The following is a 22188-nucleotide window of genomic DNA, read 5'->3' on the forward strand; positions in this document are numbered from 1 at the left end:
CTTTTTAGAAGTTAACACTAAGTCCTAATGAATAAGTACGGGTTAAAGGATAGAAGCGTTTATCATCCAATCCAAGATCGCTACCTACCGTAGAGCTGTTAATCATAGGAGAAAGTCCTGAATAATTCGTAATAGTAGCCAAATTATTTACAGAGAAAGTAAGACGTAAAGCGTTGACGTTCTTTAAATTCTTTGTATTCAGATTCCATCCAAGTGTAACATAGTCAAAATGAACATAATCACCTCTTTCCAACCAATAATCAGTAACCGTCTGATCATGAATATTCTTTTCGGGAGCACCGGTCATTACATTATAAGTAGGGAATTGGCTCATATTCATGTAAGTCAAAGAAGTACCATTATAAATCTTATGTCCAAAAGCACCAGTAAACTGAGTCTGGATATCAAACTGTTTGTAGCGGAAGCTAATGTTACCACCTAAATAAAACTTAGGCATTGCCTGACCAGCGATATAACGGTCTTTTCCGTCTTCAAGTTCAATTTTCTTATTTCCATCTAAGTTTACAACGTGATATGTATATACGCCATTACCTTCTTTATCAACCAAACCATCACTCTTAGGCAAATAGAAAACACCAACAGGTTGACCTACCATCTGATAAACAACTTTGTTATTACCACCAATAAAGCCTGCACCATTCATACTTGCGAGCGACATATATTTTTCAGCACTCAAAGGCTGCCCATTATAAGTTCCATCCAAAGAAAGTAATTCATTCCTCTGCCATGAGAAGTTTGCAGAAACAGTTAATTCCATATCTTTCTTTTTCAAAGGTATTGCCGTAACCGAAAATTCAACACCTTCATTCATCATAGAACCCAAGTTGGCAAGCATAGAACCGTATGCAAACGGAGGTACAGGAACAGAATAATTATAAAGCAAATCTGTAGTTTTTGAGTAATAATAATCAAATGTAGCAGACAATCTGTTATCAAAGAAAGAAGCGTCAATACCTGCATCAAACATCTTCTTCACCTCCCAACGCAAATCAGGATTGTCATTACGATTAATACCATAAGTAACCACCGGCTTCCCATTAACGGTAGTAGTACCCGTAGGACTCATGAGCATTAAAGAATTGTAGGCAGAAATAGCATCCTGATTACCGGTCAATCCGTAACCAACTCTCACCTTCAAATTAGATACAGCACTTACATCTTTCAGGAAATCTTCTTCTTTCAGTACCCAAGCCAAAGAAGCAGAAGGGAAGAAGCCCCATTTATTATTTGCTCCAAGTTTTGAAGAACCGTCACCACGCATATTAATTGTAGCAATATACTTGTCAGCATAAGAGTAGTTGAAACGTCCCATGAACGACACCAGTTTATTACCGTTGGCATAAGATGTTGCATCTCCGTGTTTGATATCAGCTCCTGCCATCAGATTATTGAAACCAAAGAAATTAGTAGCAAAATAACGTGCATTCGAACCAAATCCGCTATATTGATAATCCTGTATTTCAGCCAAGCCCAATACATCCATATAGTGCTTTCCAAAAGATTTTTTATAATTAGCAGTGAAGTTACCTAAAAGAATATTGGATTTATTGTCATTTTTAGAAGCCAATCCTTTTGTACCAATTCCTTCTTTAATATTATTGGGAACATACTTGGAATTCTCTTTTACATTATAAGTATACGAACCAAATACACTCAATTTCAAACCGTCAACAACAGTCCACGTCAAACGTGCATTTGCATTAACATACGAATTAGATTCCTGATCGTCAATTGTCAAACGTCCCAGTGGGTTCTGGGTTTCATTTGCATTCGGATCTTCCGGCCATGTACCATCGGCATTCGCCACACTGGGAAGTGTAGGATTAAAAGAAGCGGCAGAATAGAATGTCTTTTGATAATCATTAAGATAGCGCATATCCTTTCTTGCCGCAAACATTCCAAAATCAATCTTCAGTTTATTATTGAACATCATTTGAGAAGCATCCAACTTCGCAGTATAATTACGCATATAATTGTTTTTGATGATACCTTTCTGGTCGATAACACCAATAGAGGCTCTATAGTTTGAGCTTTCGGTACCTCCACCAAATGAAACGCGATGATTCTGAGTATAACCCATACGCTGCATTTCTTCAATGAAGTTAGTATTAGCTCCCCCATCTAAAGCATTCGCATAACCTCTGTCTGTAACCACTTTACGAAATTCATTTCCGTCAAGCATTTTCAGATTCTTGTAAACAGTCTCAACACCGAAACTACCATCATAGCTTAATGTTTTTGTACCATTTTTACCTTTAATTGTTGTAACTACAATAACACCGCTTGCACCACGGGATCCATACTGAGCAGTTTCCGAAGCATCTTTCAAAACAGTAAAACTTTCAATATCAGCGGGAGAAATAGCATTTAGCATGTTTAAATCACCAAACACACCATCAATAATTACTAACGGATCATTACCGCCGGAAAGAGAAGTTGTACCTCTGACACGAATAGAGGCTCCAGCTGTAGGGTCGCCACCGGTCTTCTGGATATTTACACCAGCAATCTTTCCTTTAATGGCTTGTAGTGGACTTACCACCACACCCGCATTCATTTCATCACGCCCCACCTTCTGTACTGCCCCTGAAATAGTTCTCTGACTACCGGTTGCATAACCGATAACTACAACATCGTCAAGTAACTGAGAATCTTCACGCAACACTACATTTACGCTAGAAGCTGCTTTTACCTCGGCTGGAAGATATCCCACAAAAGAAACGACGAGTGTTGCACCTTGAGGTGACTGTAGTTGAAAATTACCATCCAAATCAGTAATTGAACCATTAGTAGTACCTTTGACTACGACATTTGCACCAATGACAGGTTCACCTGTAACATCTTTCACATTTCCTTTTACAGAAATTTGTTGTGCATAAGCGCCTAATGACAAGAATAGCCCCAACAATAAGGGCAGAATCATTTGATAGATTCTAAGATTAACTTGCTTCATGCATTTAATAAGTTAAAGTTAACAATATAAATTAATATGATTTCTCTCTATCGAAACAGGAACGTAACTCAAGTTCCTATCTTACGACGAAACAAAAATAGACTTATTGTCAATCAAACAAATGAAAAAATATGAAAAACGCTGCTTGCAACTACGCAATCGTTTGCATTGCAAAGCCCCAAAGAAGCATATAGTCAAGGTACGCGTATAAAAGTACTTTCTTAATAAGATATCTTTGTACTGTGTTTATTTATAAATATTCAATTTAAGACAAACAAAGATATACTATTGTACATGATACACAGGTACTCTTTACCTACATGAGGCAGGGAGTATTTATCCCTTCATCATAGTCAGTAACATTTTAAACTTTTCTACAGCAGTTAAAGCATGTGGAGCATTAGCCGGAAACACAATGCTTTCTCCTGCTTTTAAGGTAAATGTTTTTCCATCCAACACAATATCTACCACACCTTCCAGCACCTGGACAATAGCATCGAACGGGGCACGGTGTTCACTGAGTCCTTCTCCTTTATCAAAAGAAAACAATGTTACATTTCCAGCCGGACTTTTTATTAGCTGCTTACTAATAACTCCTCCTTCAGAATATTCTACCAATGAAGCCAGATTGAGCACAACTCCTTTTTTAAATGACTGTTCCATATTCAATTTTATTTTTATTAATGTCAAATATAAAACGATTATGAAAACAGGATTGTTCTTAAAAAACATTAGTAAATCTACATTATTAAAATACGTATTTTATAAGGTCAAACTATGCATTTTAACACACTGTTAATATGCATTTTAAGTAACAGTTAAATACGTATTTATACAATTAAGAAGGTCGGGGGCACCTAAAACAACAAAAGCACATACCCTATTTCAGATAAAATTTATATCTTCAATCCGGCAGAGTATGCAAACGTTTGCACTTAATTCTGATACAGAAACGGAAGATTCTTTAAAATTCTTCCTTCCAATTCTCTTATTTTTGCATATAAAGACAAAGATAAGTACCTTTGGCTGAAACTAATAGAAATCTATGAGCAAACCGCAAATTACCATCAAAGACATAGCCCGTGAATTGGGAGTATCCCCTTCCACTGTCTCAAGGGCACTGAAGGATAATCCGGACATCAGCCAGGAAACCCGAAACGCTGTACATACATACGCACGCGAACATAATTATAAACCAAATGCACTGGCCCTAAACCTCCGAACCAGCCGTTCCAATACTATTGGTGTGATTATCCCGCAACTGGTACATCATTTCTTTTCATGTGTATTGAGTGGCATTGAGGAAACGGCATCTCAGGCCGGATACAACATTCTTGTAGCACAAAGCAACGAGAAATATGAGCAAGAGGTTAAGATTGTTCACTCTTTTCAGGCAGCCCGGGTTTGTGGTGTTATTGCGTCACTCGCCAAAGATACTTCTCAATATGATCATTATCAGGAATTACTCGACAATAATATTCCAATCGTCTTTTATGACCGTATCTGTACGGGTATTAATACCGAACGGGTGGTAGTGGATGATTACGCAGGTTCATTTTCTGCTGTGGAGTATATGATACAAACAGGCTGCAAACGCATCTTTTTTTATAGCGCTGCACCCCACCTCGAAATTTCAAAAAACCGGAGAAACGGTTATCTGGATGCCATGAAAAAGTATAAAATACCTGTGGACGAGAGCATGATAAAACTTTGTGATACCCGCGAACAAGCCATTGCCATTACCCCCGATATACTGGAAAGAGAAGACCGCCCGGATGGATTTTTCGCCATTAATGACGAAACTGCTTCGGGCATTCTATACTCCTGCAAACTGGTGGGACTGAAAGTACCGGATGAAGTATCCATCTGTGGATTTACCGACGGAGCAATTGCGCAAAGTACCGATCCTAAACTAACAACGGTAGAACAGCACGGTGAGGAAGTAGGAAAAAGTGCCATACATATCCTGATCGATAAAATAGAAGAGAACCCCAATACCAAAAGTGCAAACAAAATTGTAAGAACCAACCTGGTAGTAAGAGGAACAACGAAATAAGGTGCTTCCCGCACGGGGAGGTACGCCAGGCGATGATTACAGTGAGAAATCTGTGAAAACCTGTGGCGAGCTGTATTTAAAACTGAATGGAAAAAGAATGAAACTAAATAATTAACCAATTAAAAAAACGAGTGCCACCCAATTGGTATATTACTACATTGGCATATTGGCACATTATTAATTACCATGAAAGTAAAACCTGATCTGAGTTTTTGGAAGCTGTGGAATATCAGCTTTGGCTTTTTCGGCGTACAAATAGCCTATGCACTGCAAAGTGCTAACATCAGCCGTATCTTTGCCACATTGGGTGCCGATCCGCATAGTTTGAGTTATTTCTGGATATTACCGCCATTGGCAGGAATTATTGTACAGCCCATCATTGGTTCGGCCAGTGACAAAACATGGACACGATTCGGACGACGTATTCCCTATCTGTTTGTTGGTTCACTGGTTGCTGTATTGGTTATGTGCCTATTGCCCAATGCCGGAAGTTTCGGCATGGTAGTCAGTACAGCTATGATATTCGGACTTGTGTCACTCATGTTTCTCGACACATCTATCAACATGGCTATGCAGCCTTTCAAGATGCTTGTGGGTGACATGGTGAACGAAAAACAAAAAGGGCTTGCCTACTCCATCCAGAGTTTCCTCTGCAATGCCGGAAGTCTGGTAGGTTACCTGTTCCCGTTTATTTTCACTTGGATAGGTATCAGTAACATTGCCGATAAAGGAACCGTCCCCGATTCTGTAATCTATTCTTTCTATATTGGAGCAGCCATTCTCATTCTTTGTGTGATTTACACTACTTTGAAGGTAAAAGAAATGCCGCCCAAAGAGTTTGAAGAGTTCCATGGCATCACCGCTGCCGAAAAGAAAGAAAAGACAAATTTCTTCTATCTGCTGAAACATGCACCTAAAGTATTCTGGACAGTCGGCCTGGTACAGTTTTTCTGCTGGGCAGCATTTATGTATATGTGGACTTATACCAACGGAGCCATCGCAGAAACCGTATGGAATACAACAGACGTACAGGCTTCAGGATATCAGGAAGCAGGCAACTGGGTAGGTGTACTCTTTGCCGTACAAGCCATTGGTTCTGTTATATGGGCAATTATCCTTCCTATGTTCAAAGCCCGGAAACTGGCTTACTCAATGAGCCTTGTGTTAGGTGGGATCGGCTTTATCTCTACTTTGTTCTTCGATAACCAGTATCTGTTATTCATCTCCTATCTATTGATAGGTTGCGCATGGGCAGCTATGCTGGCAATGCCTTTTACCATCCTGACCAACTCAATATCGGGCAAGAACATGGGTGCATACTTAGGATTATTCAACGGGACAATCTGTATCCCCCAGATTGTTGCTGCCATCATTGGCGGCGGATTACTTCATCTGGTAGGTGGTCAGCAGGTCAACATGCTTGTATTGGCAGGTGTTCTATTAATTATAGGAGCTGTTTGTGTACACTTCATAACAGAGACATTTTCAACGAAAAACTGAAAACATCTCTGTTGTAGTTGAGAGTTGAAAGTTAAAAGTTGCTATACAGCGTGGCAGTGCAGCTAACTTTCAACTCCCAACTTTCAACTTTCAACTTTTTTCACTATCTTTCTGCGCAATTAAACACATGATAAAGAAGATAGCTATGAAAAAATTCCTCAAGACAGACGAGTGGAACATTATAGAAGAAGGTTTTCATGCAGATAACCTTCGGGCATCAGAAAGTATATTCAGCCTGGGCAACGGACGGTTAGGGCAACGAGGCAATTTTGAAGAAACTTATAGCAGCGACAGTCTGCAAGGCTCCTATGTGGCAGGTATCAGTTTTCTGGACCGTACACGCGTTGGTTGGTGGAAAAACGGATATCCCCACTTCTTTTCACGTATACCGAATGCTCCCAACTGGAGTGGTATCCATCTGCGCCTCATTGATGAAGAAGTAGATCTGGCCCAATGGGATGTGGATAGCTTTGAACGACGGCTGGACATGAAAAAGGGCATATCTTATCGCGACTTTGAAGTCACTTCCCCCAAAGGGAATACACTGAAAATACATGTGGAACATATCAACAGCATGGCCCATCAGAACTTGTGTCTCATTAAATACAGCGTAACCTCTGTCAATTACGAAGGTAAAATCTCCGTTGTCCCTTACATTAACGGAGATGTGAAACACGAAAACTCCAACTTCAACGAAAAGATGTGGAATATACTGCGTGCCGAAACCACCAATGAATATGCTTATCTATGGACACAAACCAAACGAGAGGACTCACAAGTGTGTTGCGCTATGACTTATCAGGTTTTCAAAAACAGTAAAGAGCTAAGCATCAGTCCTATCAAAATAGAGAAAGAGAAACTCACCGGATTCAGTGCCGGTGCCGACGTCAAACCGGGTGAACGAATTACACTTATCAAATATACCACTATCCTCTCCTCACTCTACTATGACCGGCAGGAACTCGTAGAACACGCTGTGGCAGAGAGTAAAGAAGCCAAGGCACAGGGATGGGAAAAACTCCTGCAAGACCACCAAAATGTATGGCAGCATATCTGGGATGAGACAGATGTCACCATTGAAGGCGATCCGGAAGCACAGCAAGGCATCCGTTTCAATATTTTCCAGCTCAGTCAAAGCTACCGTGGAGACGATCCGCGTCTCAACATCGGTCCGAAAGGATTTACAGGCGAGAAATACGGAGGTAACACCCAATGGAACACAGAACTTTGCTGCGTACCGTTCTTCTTACTGTCCAGCCCCAAAGAGACTGCCAAGAATCTGCTGCTCTATCGCTATAATCAACTGTCGAAAGCTATTGACAATGCCCGGAAATTAGGTTTTAAAGACGGAGCAGCCCTCTACCCTATGGTGACATTCAATGGAGATGAGTGCCATAACGAATGGGAGATCACCTTTGAAGAGATACACCGCAATAATATCATCGTGCACGAAATAGTGCAATATGTAACGATGACAGGACATACTGATTTCATAGCCCGATATGGGTTAGAGATAATGATAGCCATCTCGCGCTTCTGGGCCCAGCGTGTCTCTTTCTCACAACCTAAACAGAAATATGTGATACTGGGAGTAACAGGGCCCAACGAATATGAAAATAATGTAGACAATAACTGGTATACCAATTACTCTTGTGTACAGACACTAAAAGCCACTATTGAAACCATAGAATTAGTAGCGCATCAATATCCTGACGAATATGCACGCATCCGTAGAGTTACCGGTTTCCAATATCCGGAAACGACTCTCTGGCAAAAAATTATAGATAACATGTACCTCCCCGAAGACCGAGAACTGGGAATATTTGTACAAAACGACGGGTATCTGGACAAGGAACTGAAAACAATAGACGATATTCCTGCGGAAGAAATGCCTATTAATCAACATTGGTCGTGGGACCGTATTCTGCGTTCGTGCTACATCAAACAAAGTGACGTACTATTGGGACTTTACCTTTATTATTCCAACTTCGATGATGAAACCGTACGACGTAATTTTCGGTTCTATGAACCACGAACGGTGCACGAGTCTTCACTCTCTCCTTATGTACATTCCATCCTCGCCTCCCGGATAGGCGATATAACGAAAGCATATAACCTTTTTCTCCATGCCACCCGGTTAGATCTGGACGATTATAACAATGAACTGGACCAGGGGTTACATATCACAAGTATGGCAGGTAGCTGGCTTGCCATCGTCCACGGATTCGCAGGAATGCAAATAAAAGACGATATGCTCTGCTTCAATCCTGTCATCCCTGAAAAATGGAACAGATACACCTTCAAAATCCACTTCCGCCAATGTACCTTACAGATAGGAATTGGAAAAAGCGAAATAAAAATCTCGATGATAGAAGGGGATGAACTGAACATCCTTATCCATAAAGTTGTTTATCATGTCACCAGAGGAGATGTGAAAGTGATTAGTGAGTAGTGGTTAACGATTAGTGATCAGTGATTAATAGCTGCGTTACATACCGCATGGTACTAATCACTCATCACTTACTCACTAATCACTACTCACGCTCCCCTGTTTAAACGACTTTAACCAACCAAGGGAGTATGAAAAAAAACTATGTAATCGCTTTGACTGCGGCCCTTCTTCTGGCTGCATGCGGACAGAAACAAGAAGACAACGGCACTACAATCCGACCTGTAAAGACAGCAATAGTAGAATCACGATCGGAAATCAACAAAGATTTTTCGGGAATTGTAGAAGCAGTAGACTATGTAAAGCTTGCTTTCCGCGTGAGCGGACAGATTATCAACCTACCGGTCATCGAAGGAGAGAAAGTGAAAAAAGGACAGCTGATAGCTGCCATTGATCCCAGAGACATCGCCTTGCAATATGCTGCAGACAAATCTTCTTATGAAACAGCTGCCGCTCAGGTAGAACGTAACAAACGTTTGCTGGCACGGCAGGCTATCTCTGTACAAGAGTACGAAATCAGTTTATCAAACTACCAACGGGCCAAATCGGCTTTCGAATTATCCTCCAACAATATGCGCGATACCAAGTTGACCGCTCCTTTCGATGGATCTATCGAAACACGACTGGTAGAAAATTACCAGCGCGTCAATGCCGGTGAAGGTATCGTCCAACTGGTAAATACCAAAAAGCTACGTATCAAATTCACCATTCCGGATGCTTACCTCTATCTGTTGCGTTCCAGCGATCAGAAATTCCGCGTAGAATTCGATACATATAAAGGTCAGAAATTCAATGCTAAATTAGAGGAATATCTGGATATATCAACTGACGGAACAGGTATTCCGGTAACAATCACAATTGACGATCCGGCATTTGACCGTGCACTGTACGACGTAAAACCGGGATTCACATGTAGCATCCGCTTCTCTGCCAACGTAGGTCCGTTCCTGGAAGAAAGTATGACTGTAATCCCCTTGAGTGCCCTGTTTAGTGAAGGCAATGGAAAACAGATGTATGTATGGGTAGTAAACGACAACAAAGTAAACCGTCGCGAAGTAAGCGTCATGTCCCCTACCGGAGATGCACAGGCATTCATCACCAAAGGATTGAAAGCCGGAGAAAAGATAATCACCGCAGGAGTCAACCAACTCGTAGAAGGAGAGAGGATTAGAGTAGTGAGTAGTGATTAGTGATTAGTGATTAGTGATTAGTGCCATGCGGCATTATAGTGTTACTAACCATCCAGCACTTATCACTCACTAATCGTTAATCACTAATCACTACTCACTAATCGTTAATCACTACTCACTAATCACTAATTTACTAAACACTACTTTCATGAATTTAGCCAAATATTCATTAGACAACACCAAAGTCATCTATTTTTTCCTTGCCGTATTGCTACTTGGAGGTATTTTCTCCTTTAGCAATTTGGGAAAGAAAGAAGATGCACCGTTTGTCATCAAATCAGCCGTCATCATGACGCGCTATCCGGGAGCTGAACCTGCAGAAGTGGAACGGCTCATCACAGAACCTATCTCACGCGAAATACAAAGTATGAGCGGAGTATATAAGATAAAGTCCGAATCTATGTATGGTCTTTCAAAGATCACTTTTGAACTGCAACCCTCCCTGTCCGCCTCTTCCATCCCACAAAAATGGGACGAACTGCGACGCAAAGTACTCAATATACAGCCTCAACTCCCCAGCGGATCATCCGTACCTACTGTATCGGATGACTTTGGAGACGTATTCGGCATTTACTACGGGCTGACCGCCGATGACGGGTTCAGCTATGAAGAGATGCGCGACTGGGCCGAACGAATCAAAACGCAGGTAGTCACTGCTGATGGAGTAATGAAAGTTGCTCTGTTCGGTGTACAAACGGAAGTTGTCAATATCTTCATTTCCGTAAACAAACTGGTGGGAATGGGTATCGATCCCAAACAACTTGCATCCTTACTGCAATCACAGAACCAGATTATCAATACCGGCGAAATCAGTGCCGGTGAACAGCAACTACGGGTCGTGGCAAACGGGATGTATACCACCGTCGACGATATACGCAATCAGGTGATCACCACTAAAGCCGGACAAGTAAAACTGGGTGATATTGCCGTCATCGAAAGTGGATATATGGATCCGGCCTCTACCATTATGCGTGTCAATGGAAAACGTGCCATCGGTATCGGTGTATCTACCGACCCGCAACGTGATGTGGTACAAACAGGCGAAATGGTAGATGCCAAGCTTGCCGAACTCCTGCCACTCATACCTGTAGGAATGCAACTGGAGCCACTCTATCTGGAAAATGTGATCGCCAAAGAGGCCAACAACGGATTTATTATCAACCTGGTAGAATCTATCCTTATCGTTATCGTCATCATCATGCTGGTAATGGGGCTTCGTGCCGGAGTGCTTATCGGTTCATCACTGATCTTTTCTATCGGCGGTACAATGCTTATCATGTCTTTCCTGGGAGTAGGACTAAACCGTACCTCACTGGCTGGATTTATCATAGCCATGGGTATGCTGGTAGACAATGCCATTGTGGTAACCGACAATGCCCAAATAGCTATTGCGCGAGGCGTGGACCGACGCAAAGCACTGATTAACGGAGCTACCAGACCACAATGGGGACTATTGGGCGCCACATTCATCGCCATCTGCTCTTTCTTACCTTTGTATCTGGCACCTTCCGCCGTTGCAGAAATCGTGAAACCGTTGTTTGTGGTTCTTGCCATATCACTCGGACTCAGTTGGGTATTGGCACTGACACAAACCACTACATTCGGTAATTTCATTCTGAAAGCAAAGCCTGCCAACGGAGCAAAAGATCCATACGATAAGCCGTTCTATCACAAATTTGCTTCTATCCTGCATGTGCTGATACGAAAAAAAGCATTGACACTAAGTGCCGTTATTGCTCTTTTTGTAGCCTCCTTAGTGATAATGGGAATGATGCCTCAAAACTTCTTTCCTTCTCTCGATAAACCTTATTATCGGGCAGACGTCTTCTACCCCGACGGTTACAGTATCAATGAAGTAGCCAAAGAGATGGAAGCGGTTGAAGCACATCTGTTGGCACAACCGGAAGTGGATAAAGTATCCATCACTTTCGGAAGTACCCCGCTGCGTTACTACTTAGCATCTACTTCCGTAGGACCCAAACCTAACTTCTGCAATATACTGGTAGAACTTAAAGACAGCAAATACACCAAAGAGCAGGAAGAGAATTTCGATGCATACATGAAGGCAAACTATCCGAATGCCATCACCCGCACCAGCCTCTTCAAACTATCACCGGCTGTGGATGCCGCCATTGAAATTGGTTTTATCGGCAATAACGTCGATACGTTGGTGATGCTCACCAATAAAGCACTAGAAATAATGCACCGTAATCCCGATCTGATCAATATACGTAACTCCTGGGGAAATAAGATCCCGGTATGGAAACCGATATATAGCCAGGAACGTGCCCAACCACTCGGTGTATCCCGCCAGGGAATGGCACAAAGTATCCAAATCGGTACAAACGGCATGCCCTTAGGCGAATATCGCAAAGGCGATCAGGTACTTCCCATATTACTGAAAGGAAATACCGTGGATTCATTCAAAATCAATGATCTCCGCACGTTACCCGTATTCGGTACAGGCACAGAAACCACCAGTCTCGAACAGGTAGTATCGGAGTTTGATTTCCAATATCGCTTCTCGAATGTAAAAGACTACAATCGCCAGATGGTGATGATGGCACAGTGTGATCCACGTCGCGGAGTGAATGCCATTACTGCCTTCAACCAGGTATGGTCTCAAGTGCAAAAGGAAATACAAGTACCGGAAGGATATACCATGAAGTATTTTGGTGAACAAGAGAGCCAGGTAGAATCCAACGAAGCACTGGCAGCAAACATGCCGTTGACATTCTTCCTGATGTTTACCGTATTACTGCTGCTGTTCAAAACCTATCGCAAACCGATTGTTATTCTGCTGATGTTGCCGCTCATCTTTATTGGTATCGTATTGGGCTTACTCGTATTGGGCAAATCGTTCGACTTCTTTGCAGTTCTCGGTCTGTTAGGATTGATTGGTATGAATATCAAAAATGCAATTGTATTAGTAGATCAGATAGACATTGAAGCAAAATCGGGTAAAACCCCTCTTGACGCTGTAGTCAGTGCTACAGTAAGCCGTATTGTTCCGGTAGCAATGGCTTCGGGAACCACAATTTTAGGTATGCTCCCGCTGTTGTTTGACGCTATGTTTGGCGGTATGGCAGCAACCATTATGGGAGGCTTACTGGTAGCATCGGCACTGACACTGTTTGTACTACCGGTAGCTTATTGCACGATACTGAAAATAAAAGGATAAGATTGGTGAAATAGGATTAACTTTGTACCCGCAAAGTTGCCGGACGCACATAGTGCATCATCATCACTAAAACGATTAAAATAATGACAATGAAAACTCAGATAATACTATTCGCATGGTTGTGCTCCGGATTGAACCTCCTGGCACAACCGGCACAACTCACCCGTGAAGCCTATCGTGACCGGGTGGAGAACTACAGTCAGGTACTAAAACAACAGAAGCTGAAAAGTATGGCAAGTACCGAAGGACGTAAAATCGCCTTCACCGGATTTCTGCCGCAGATAGATATCACCGGAGAAGGTACATTGAATCTCAAAGAAATGGATGCCTGGAACGGCCCTGCCGGACAGTATCGTAACCATACCTATCAGGGGGCGTTTGTTGTGGCTCAGCCTCTCTATACCGGTGGTTCCCTGCAAGCCCGGAACAAGGTGGCTCAGGCAGATGAGAAGTTAGACCGGCTCAGTACGGAACTCACCCTCGATCAGATCCATTATCAAAGTGATGCAGTATACTGGAATGCTTCTGCCGCCCATGCCATGCTCCTGTCCGCCAAACAATATGAGGACATTGTGCAGCAACAATTCAATATTATCCAAGACCGTTTTGACGACGGAATGATAAGCCGTACGGATCTGCTGATGATTTCTACCCGCAAAAAAGAAGCGGAACTGCAATACATCAAAGCACGCCAGAACTATACGTTGGCTTTACAAAAGCTAAATATACTGATGGGAGAAAGTCCCAATACTCCTGTAGACAGTCTGTATGAAATTGGAATACCGTGCGAAGCGGTTACACTCCTTAGCCTGGACGATGTACTGCAACGCCGTTCCGATTACGCCAGTACGGAAATCAACATAGAAAAAAGCGAAGCACAACGAAAGGCCGCCCTTAGCCAGTACAACCCGCAAGTGAACATGTTCCTATCCGGAGGATGGGCTACTGCATCTCCCAACATGGGCTATGACGTTGCTTTCACTCCGATTTTGGGATTAAACGTGAACATTCCTGTTTTCCGCTGGGGCGCACGCTTCAAAACCAACCGCCAGCAGAAAGCATATATTGGTATTCAGAAGTTACAGCAAAGTTATGTGACAGATAATATCAGCGAAGAACTCTCAGCCGCTCTTACCAAACTAACGGAAACGGAACATCAAGTGACTACTGCACAAGAAACAATGGATTTGGCAGAAGAAAATCTCAGTCTGGCCACTTTCTCTTATAATGAAGGGAAAGCGAGTATGGTAGATGTTCTTTCGGCCCAGCTTTCATGGACGCAGGCACACTCAAATCTTATTAATGCACACCTTGCCGCTAAAATGGCAGTAGCCGAATACCAGAAGGTGATAAGCTATTAAGGTGCTTCCCGCACGGGGAGGTACGCCGGGCGATGGCTAATTGAAATGCAGAACGCAGATTTTCACAAAGGACAATAAGTATAAGATGAGGAACAACAGTCTTTTAATCTGCGATCATCCACGTTTCACCAAATAAAAAACTCTGTGCAAGTTCGATTCATTTCGAATTTATTTACGATTAGACGATTTACGATGTACGATTGGGATTACTCTTTTAAAAGCCTGTTTCAGCGCTGTCAGAGACAAAGTACTCCCAATCGTACATCGTAAATCGTCTAATCGTAAATAAATCCAGTTTTGAGCCTAATGGTGTTTGTCATTGCCATCCGTCTCTTTCTCCGGTATTGATAAAGCCCCCTCCCGTAGAGTAACGTATGAAGCCTCGGTATGTAACGTTGTTTTAGATGTACATGTAAAGCAGTAAAACATGTACATGTAAAGCTGTGAAACATGTACATCTAAAGCAGTGAAACATGTACATGTAAAACAATGCTGCTCACCGGGGAAAGGAACGTTCCTTTCTGAGAAAGACAAAGTACAACACCGGGCAAGGCTAACAATACCGTCTATGGGCACCTCCGCCATCGAAAAGATAGGGCCATCATCTTCGTTATTGTATGGTATTTCACCACAGAGTAACACGGAGTTCCACAGAGTCTAAATCTTTATTGAAACGCAGATGATTGCAGATTCCCGCAAAGGGAAACAAATCTAAGATAAAGAACTATAGTCTTTTAATCTGTGTTAATCCGCGTTTCATCAAATAAATAGTACTCTGTGGAACTCTGTGTTACTCTGTGGTGGTTTTTACTCATGTCCATACGTTTTGAATATATCTCGAGTCCTGCCTTCAGAACAAACAAATATTTCCTCCCTTCTCTTTCATTATTACCCAATTAATTTCTAACTTTGCCCCCGCATAGGTTCATCTTCTCCATGCATTCGGAGAAAATGATTAAAAGGGAATCAGGTGAGAATCCTGAACAGTCCCGTTGCTGTATGTTTCATTCAAGCGTAGTAAACACATACTTCATGCCACTGAAAGGCTTTAAGTCGATTGGGAAGGCGTTTACTTACGGAAACGAGTCAGAAGACCTGCCATGCAATACGTTCAATAGCTTTCGAGGACAAGCTATGGATTCAATCATCTGTACACGAGTGATGTGTCACAGAAATGATTATTCATACATAATTGGTACTCTTTAAAGCTATTTGATGGATAAAATAACTATCAAATAGATATATTAATGGGAAATACTACGTTTAAACGGTTCCTGTGTCTATGTGGAATGTGTACTTTAGTTTTGTCCATAAAGGCACAAAGCAAGCTGGACAGTATACAAAGACTGGATGAGGTAGTGGTTACAGCTAAAAAATATAAGGAAGTTATACCTGCACAAATTTTAAAAGGAGAAGAATTGCAGCGATTGAACAGCTTTTCAGTTGCAGACGCTATTCGTTATTTTTCTGGAGTACAAATAAAAGATTATGGTGGTGTAGGCGGACTCAAAACTATCAACATCCGTAGTATGGGGACCAACCATATGGGAGTTTATTATAACGGAATACAGTTAGGTAACGCACAGAACGGCCAAGTTGATTTAGGAAAATTTTCCCTCGACAATATCGAAGAAGTATCTTTGTATAACGGACAAAAAAGTGATATATTCCAATCCGCTCGGGAATTCGGTTCTGCCGGAAGTATTTATCTCACCACCCGCCATCCGAAATTCAATAATGGAGAAACAGCCCATATGATAGCCAAGCTAAAAGCTGGCTCTTACGGCCTTGTCAATCCTGCTATCCTTTACGAACATAAAATCAACGATAAAGTAAGTTCAAGTATCAGTGCCGAATGGATAAGTTCAAGTGGAAAATACAGTTTCCGGTACCGACGTGTTACTCCGGCAGGAGAGCTTGCTTATGACACCACCGCTGTCCGCCATAACAGCGATCTGGATGCCATGCGAATGGATATCGGATTATATGGAACATTCGACACAGGAAAATGGAGTGTTTTCGCTTACCATTATACTTCCGAACGAGGAGTTCCGGGAGCTATTGTGAATAATGTATGGAAACGGGGAGAACGATTATGGGATCGAAATTCGTTCGCACAAGGAACTTATCAACAAGATATCTTGCCTAAACTCAGCACCCGTGTCAATATTAAATACGCCTATGATTTTACACGTTATGTAAACAATGATATATTACTCAAACTAACTAACAATGTTTATAAGCAAAAAGAAATGTATCTGTCATGGGCTAACAAATATTCGCTTAATCCGAACTGGGACGTTTCTTTATCCTACGATTTTCAATGGAATGATTTAGAAGTATTCGACACCGCTAAAGATGTTAATATGGAACACATTTCCAACGCAGCTACCCGTGGGACTCATTGGCTATCACTTGCTACAGCATTTACTCTGGCAGACCGTTTAAAAATGCAAGCCAGTATTTTGGGGACTTTTGTTGACGAAAAAGCCCACCAAGTTGACAAAGCGCCTAATAAAAAGAAACTCACTCCCGGTTTGTTCCTCTCCTATCAACCATTCAAAAAACACGAATTGATATTCAGAGCTTTTTATAAAACAGCTTACCGTATGCCCACATTTAATGACCTCTATTACACGGACATGGGAAATGCTGCTTTACGTCCTGAAACAGTAACTCAATATAATGTGGGAATAACTTATGAACTCACCCGTAAAAATAAAACATTTAACTATTTCCGTATCGGAGCAGATGCCTACTATAATTATGTAACAGACAAAATTATATCATGGCCTCAAGGACCGCAATTCCGTTGGACAACTCTCAATTTAGGCAAAGTAGACATTCGTGGAATAGATGCTAATGCCATGGCTACCTGTCAGTTCCCTCATAACTGGACAATAACTGGAAAATTGCAATACACTTATCAGGAAGCAATCGATATAACCAATCCTTCTGATAATTATTATCGTCATCAAATACCTTATATCCCATGGCATAGTGGTTCGGCGATTGTCATGCTCAACTGGAATACTTGGGCACTCAATTATAGTTTCATCTACGTAGGAGAACGATATAATCAGCAAGAAAATATCCGATATAATCATACACAACCTTGGTATACCAGCGACTTGTCTCTCCAGAAAAGATGGCAAATAAAGAAAGTGTTTTTAAAATGTACGGCTGAAGTTAACAATTTACTGAATCAGGATTATGATGTTATTCTGAATTATCCGATGCCAATGCGTAATTACCGTTTTAGCATAACTGCCGAATTCTGATATGAAACCAACAAAAATCATAAGTATCATCCTCTCCTTTGTCCTGCTAAGCATTATTTCATGCCGTGAAATAGAATTGGTAGTACCTACCGAATACGAACTATTGCCATTTGACATACAACCCAATGCTAACCCTATGGGTATGTATCAACTCAATGAAGGTAATATGGGCAGTAATAAAGCAAGCATAGATTACTTGGATTTTCAAAATGCTTATTACATACGTAATTTATATGCCGAACGTAATCCAAGTGTCATCAAAGAACTGGGCGATGTAGGAAATGATATACAAATATATGGTAATAAACTTTACGCCGTTATCAATTGTTCCCACAAGGTAGAAGTGATGGATGCACGTACTTGCCATCGTCTCGGTCAGATAGATATTCCCAACTGTCGGTATATCCGTTTTGCCAAGGGCAAAGCTTATGTCTCGGCTTATGTGGCTCCCGTACAAATAGATCCCCAAGCACAAGCCGGAGCCGTTTATGAAATTGACACCACTTCTTTAAAGGTGACTCGTAAAGTTACGGTAGGTTATCAGCCTGACGAACTGGAAATCATAGGAGAGTATATTTATGTAGCTAACTCCGGTGGATATCGTGCTCCCGATTATGACAGTACACTTTCTGTTGTCGAAATCTACGATATGAAGCAGATACAAAAAATACCCGTAGGAATCAACCTGCATCGTGTACGAAAAGATAAATACGGCAAATTGTGGGTCACCTCACGAGGAAATTACGGCTCTATCCCTTCTCGCCTGTACGTTCTTGACCGTAAAGACAAAAATTCACGCGAAATGGAAGTGAAAGACACTTTCGACATTCCGTGTTCAGAGATGTATATACAAGGCGATTCGCTCTACTATTACAGTGTTTCCTGGAATAGTTCGAGTCAGATAAACAAAGTATCCTATGGCATTATCAATGTAAAAACGAAAGAAAAAGTAACCGATCATTTTATTACGGATGGAACCGAAGAGAATATCGTCATACCCTATGGCATTAAAGTACATCCCACCAATGGCGATATCTATATAAGTGATGCTAAAAATTACGTATCAAGCGGTGCCTTGCACTGTTACGACCGGTATGGCAAAAAGAAGTGGAGTGTACGAACCGGAGATATCCCCGGACATATGGTGTTTTTAAACAAGAAATAATAAACAGAAGAATATGAAACGACTACATACCAGAATTTATATTTTACTTCTTTCAACGCTTGTTGCTTGCCAACAAGATATTCCTATGGTCAGTCTGGGCATAGATAATCTGTATGTCATGTCGCGTATGAGAAAAGCCGTGTTACATCCAGAGTATTCCGGTGAAGGTTATCGTTGGACTATGAAAGACCAGAATGGTAAAGACTCTATCGTATCCGAGGAACGAGATTATGTTTTTCTTGCCCAATACCCCGGAGAATATTATCTCCGCCTGAACATTATTGACCGCGAAAATCCGGTGGAACACGATATACATTTTATTGTAAAGGAAGAAGAGGTACTCTATAGCCGGTATATTTCAAATGTATATCAATATTGTCCGGCACCGGGGCAATTCATCAATACCCTCCCTCTGTATAAAAAAGGTGATACCGCAGAAGACATGCGCCAAAAAGCAGAGGAAAGTCTGGCTAACTCCGAGAATAATAGCGGAAATGAAGAAGAGCGAGCAATGGTATCTTTGGGAGGATACGGAGGTTATATTACTTTCGGATTTGATCATACAGTAGTAAATGTTCCCGGAGAAAAAGATTTTAAGATACTTGGAAATGCATTCTATGCAGAAGCTAATCCTAATCCGGAAGCTCCTAAATCGGGAGGGAGTTGTGAACCGGGAATTGTTATGGTTTCTTTGGACTTGAACCAAAACGGAATTCCGGATGATGAATGGTATGAACTGGCTGGTAGTGAATATTACAAACCGGAAACCAAACATGAATATCAAATCACCTATTATCGCCCGGATCCAAACAAGATACCAACTCCCAAGCCGGGAACCCCATTAACAGATACTACCTATATAGCATGGAAAAGTAATTATGGGGAAACGGGATATATAATAAAAAACGAATATCACGGACAAAGTTATTACCCGCTATGGAGCGATGCTAATGCTATTACGTTTACAGGTACCAAATTAGCAAATAATGCAGTAGATGAGAGTGGCGGAAAAGGCAGTTTTTTTGTATTATACTCTTACGATTGGGGATACGTAGACAACCACCCCAATGATAAAGAAGACAAAATAAGTTTCGACATAGGATGGGCTGTTGACAAAAACGGAAACAGCGTATATCTGCCCGGAGCAGACTTCATCCGGGTATATACCGGAGTTAATCAGACATGTGGCTGGCTTGGAGAGACCTCTACCGAAATTAACGGGGCCGAAGATTTACATATTGAAAAAAGAGGTGAAACATTACCTAACCCATAATAAAAAAAACATTTATTATATGAACCGGAAGACATTACATTTATTAACAGCCATGTATATTTCAATGGGCTTGCAAGCTCAGAGTTATAAAGATGGAGTTTTTTTATTGAATGAAGATTGGTATGGTCATAACAACAGTACTTTAAACTTCATACGGCCCGACAATATAGATGAGCCTTTTTTATATTATATCATTCAGAATAATAATGCCAATAACGGACAATCTTTGGGATGTACTTCACAATTCGGGACAGTGTATGGAGACAATCTTTACGTTATCTCTAAACAAGACCAGGATGGAGGTGATAAAAGTGGGCGTCGGGGAGGAAGAGTCGTTGTCGCAGACGCACAAACAATGGAAATAAAGAAACGAATTCCATTAATCATGGTTAATGGAAAGGGGCAATCTATTGCCGACGGACGTGGTTTTGTAGGAGTTGATGAAACAAAAGGCTACGTAGGAACCTCCAACGGTATCTATATCCTTGATTTCAATAATTTTGAAATTACCCGGCAAATCGAAGGAACAGAAAATCCGTTAATCACCGGTGATGAAATAAATTCCGACGGAGTAGGTCCTCTCTATCAAAACCAGATTGGCATGATGTTACGTTCTTCGGATTATGTATTTGCCATTCAACAGGATAAAGGAGTACTGGTCATCAATCCCGAAACCGACAAAGTAGAAAAAATCATCGAAGGGTGTTTCAGCACAATGGTACAAAGCAAAGACGGGAATATTTGGGTAGGTAGAAATACCAACATGGATTATCAGAAATACCCGTACGGCGAAAACGGTTCCAGTGGCGAGTGTTGGGAAGGCACGGAACTGTTAAGAATAGATCCGGGTACATTGGAGACCGAATCTATCGCTATCACGCAAGGAGGCATCAATCAAACCTGGTATGCCTGGACAGCCGGTTCGCTCTGTGCCAGTACACACGAAAACGTGTTATATTTCACATTCAATGCAAGCAAATGGAGTTGGTTTACCACTTCCCAAATGTATAAGTTCGATATCAATCGGAGGAGCTTTCAGCTTATTTACGACAGTAGCGAAGACGGACGATACTTTTATGGTGCGGGCATACGCATTAATCCTCTTGACGACAAGCTGTATGGTGCCCTTTATATAGACAATAACATACAAAATTATTGGGTATACCAAATGAGTAACACCGGCGAGGTATTGCAAGAGTACGAACCTATTCGCCGTTATTGGTTTCCTGCTATGTTTATCTTTCCGGATATTTATGCACCCGAGGTTAAAGATTTCGCAGATATAACCCTGAAAGACGAACCGGTAGAAATTGACCTGGCAACTATGGCTACTGACAAAGACAACCTGGATATTGCCATTACCAAAAAAATCCTGTCAGTCAGCAATAATGAAATAGTAACCGCTACCATAAAGAACAACCGACTAAAACTAACTCCTCTAAAAAAAGGTAGTACAGATGTCACTGTTCGTTTCAACTCAAACGGAAAGTTTGTAGACAAAATACTCCACATTAATTCCACTACTACGGGCATCATGACTAAAGAAGCGGATGAAATCAGAGTTTTCGAACAAAACGGGCAGATTCATATCGAAGGCTTGCAAAAGACATCTAACGTAACTATATATAATGCACAGGGACTAAAGGTTCGTTCCATAACCATAGAACCCGGAGAAAGTATTGACGGACTGCCCGGAGGCCAAGTATATATCCTGAATATAGATAATCAAAAATACAAAGTGATTTATTAATTATTAAC

At 41.4% G+C, this 22188-nt stretch carries 12 protein-coding genes and 1 riboswitch; of the genes, 10 read left to right on the forward strand and 2 right to left on the reverse strand.

Annotated elements, in window-relative coordinates; all coding sequences use genetic code 11:
- Window positions 1-4: 4 nt before the first annotated feature.
- On the reverse strand, window positions 5-2974 hold the full coding sequence (locus K8P02_RS12435) for a SusC/RagA family TonB-linked outer membrane protein (RefSeq protein WP_007486245.1): 2970 nt from the start codon (window positions 2972-2974) through the stop codon (window positions 5-7).
- A gap of 336 nt (window positions 2975-3310) precedes the next feature.
- Window positions 3311-3637: a cupin domain-containing protein gene (locus K8P02_RS12440; protein ID WP_025867028.1), complete on the reverse strand. Its 327-nt coding sequence runs from the start codon at window positions 3635-3637 to the stop codon at window positions 3311-3313.
- Between the two features lie 382 nt (window positions 3638-4019).
- Between K8P02_RS12440 and K8P02_RS12445 the strand changes: the two genes are divergently transcribed.
- The 10 genes from K8P02_RS12445 to K8P02_RS12490 all read left to right on the forward strand — a co-directional run bounded on the left by K8P02_RS12445 (window position 4020) and on the right by K8P02_RS12490 (window position 22180).
- Window positions 4020-5030, forward strand: a complete 1011-nt coding sequence (locus K8P02_RS12445) for a LacI family DNA-binding transcriptional regulator (RefSeq protein ID WP_007486243.1) — start codon at window positions 4020-4022, stop codon at window positions 5028-5030.
- Window positions 5031-5216: 186 nt separating this feature from the next.
- Window positions 5217-6530 (forward strand): SLC45 family MFS transporter, encoded by a 1314-nt coding sequence (locus K8P02_RS12450; RefSeq protein WP_025867027.1) that lies wholly within the window; start codon window positions 5217-5219, stop codon window positions 6528-6530.
- A gap of 145 nt (window positions 6531-6675) precedes the next feature.
- The gene (locus tag K8P02_RS12455; protein WP_007486239.1) at window positions 6676-8982 is read left to right on the forward strand and encodes a family 65 glycosyl hydrolase domain-containing protein; all 2307 of its coding nucleotides are present in this window, start codon (window positions 6676-6678) and stop codon (window positions 8980-8982) included.
- 128 nt (window positions 8983-9110) lie between these two features.
- A complete protein-coding gene (locus tag K8P02_RS12460) occupies window positions 9111-10169 on the forward strand; it encodes an efflux RND transporter periplasmic adaptor subunit (protein ID WP_025867026.1) in 1059 nt (352 codons plus the stop codon).
- A gap of 148 nt (window positions 10170-10317) precedes the next feature.
- Window positions 10318-13350, forward strand: coding sequence for an efflux RND transporter permease subunit (locus tag K8P02_RS12465; RefSeq protein WP_025867025.1), 3033 nt, complete (start codon window positions 10318-10320; stop codon window positions 13348-13350).
- Between the two features lie 89 nt (window positions 13351-13439).
- Complete coding sequence (locus tag K8P02_RS12470) at window positions 13440-14711, forward strand: TolC family protein (RefSeq protein ID WP_025867024.1); 1272 nt, start codon at window positions 13440-13442, stop codon at window positions 14709-14711.
- A 903-nt stretch (window positions 14712-15614) separates the two neighbouring features.
- Window positions 15615-15828, forward strand: a riboswitch (cobalamin riboswitch).
- A 130-nt stretch (window positions 15829-15958) separates the two neighbouring features.
- Window positions 15959-17992: a TonB-dependent receptor gene (locus tag K8P02_RS12475; protein WP_025867023.1), complete on the forward strand. Its 2034-nt coding sequence runs from the start codon at window positions 15959-15961 to the stop codon at window positions 17990-17992.
- Window position 17993: 1 nt separating this feature from the next.
- A complete protein-coding gene (locus K8P02_RS12480; protein ID WP_025867022.1) occupies window positions 17994-19157 on the forward strand; it encodes a DUF5074 domain-containing protein in 1164 nt (387 codons plus the stop codon).
- Between the two features lie 13 nt (window positions 19158-19170).
- Window positions 19171-20430 (forward strand): hypothetical protein, encoded by a 1260-nt coding sequence (locus K8P02_RS12485; protein ID WP_025867021.1) that lies wholly within the window; start codon window positions 19171-19173, stop codon window positions 20428-20430.
- Window positions 20431-20449: 19 nt separating this feature from the next.
- Window positions 20450-22180, forward strand: a complete 1731-nt coding sequence (locus K8P02_RS12490; protein ID WP_025867020.1) for a DUF5074 domain-containing protein — start codon at window positions 20450-20452, stop codon at window positions 22178-22180.
- Window positions 22181-22188: the final 8 nt, after the last annotated feature.

Source organism: Bacteroides nordii (genome assembly GCF_019930665.1).
In the GTDB taxonomy this organism is placed as follows: Bacteria; Bacteroidota; Bacteroidia; order Bacteroidales; family Bacteroidaceae; genus Bacteroides; species Bacteroides nordii.

What these genes read in the sequence shown, in the direction of transcription:
- K8P02_RS12435 (WP_007486245.1), bottom strand. Translation starts at nt 2,974, where the DNA reads ATGAAGCAAGTTAATCTTAGAATCTATCAAATGATTCTGCCCTTATTG.
- K8P02_RS12440 (WP_025867028.1), bottom strand. Translation starts at nt 3,637, where the DNA reads ATGGAACAGTCATTTAAAAAAGGAGTTGTGCTCAATCTGGCTTCATTG.
- K8P02_RS12445 (WP_007486243.1), top strand. Translation starts at nt 4,020, where the DNA reads ATGAGCAAACCGCAAATTACCATCAAAGACATAGCCCGTGAATTGGGA.
- K8P02_RS12450 (WP_025867027.1), top strand. Translation starts at nt 5,217, where the DNA reads ATGAAAGTAAAACCTGATCTGAGTTTTTGGAAGCTGTGGAATATCAGC.
- K8P02_RS12455 (WP_007486239.1), top strand. Translation starts at nt 6,676, where the DNA reads ATGAAAAAATTCCTCAAGACAGACGAGTGGAACATTATAGAAGAAGGT.
- K8P02_RS12460 (WP_025867026.1), top strand. Translation starts at nt 9,111, where the DNA reads ATGAAAAAAAACTATGTAATCGCTTTGACTGCGGCCCTTCTTCTGGCT.
- K8P02_RS12465 (WP_025867025.1), top strand. Translation starts at nt 10,318, where the DNA reads ATGAATTTAGCCAAATATTCATTAGACAACACCAAAGTCATCTATTTT.
- K8P02_RS12470 (WP_025867024.1), top strand. Translation starts at nt 13,440, where the DNA reads ATGAAAACTCAGATAATACTATTCGCATGGTTGTGCTCCGGATTGAAC.
- K8P02_RS12475 (WP_025867023.1), top strand. Translation starts at nt 15,959, where the DNA reads ATGGGAAATACTACGTTTAAACGGTTCCTGTGTCTATGTGGAATGTGT.
- K8P02_RS12480 (WP_025867022.1), top strand. Translation starts at nt 17,994, where the DNA reads ATGAAACCAACAAAAATCATAAGTATCATCCTCTCCTTTGTCCTGCTA.
- K8P02_RS12485 (WP_025867021.1), top strand. Translation starts at nt 19,171, where the DNA reads ATGAAACGACTACATACCAGAATTTATATTTTACTTCTTTCAACGCTT.
- K8P02_RS12490 (WP_025867020.1), top strand. Translation starts at nt 20,450, where the DNA reads ATGAACCGGAAGACATTACATTTATTAACAGCCATGTATATTTCAATG.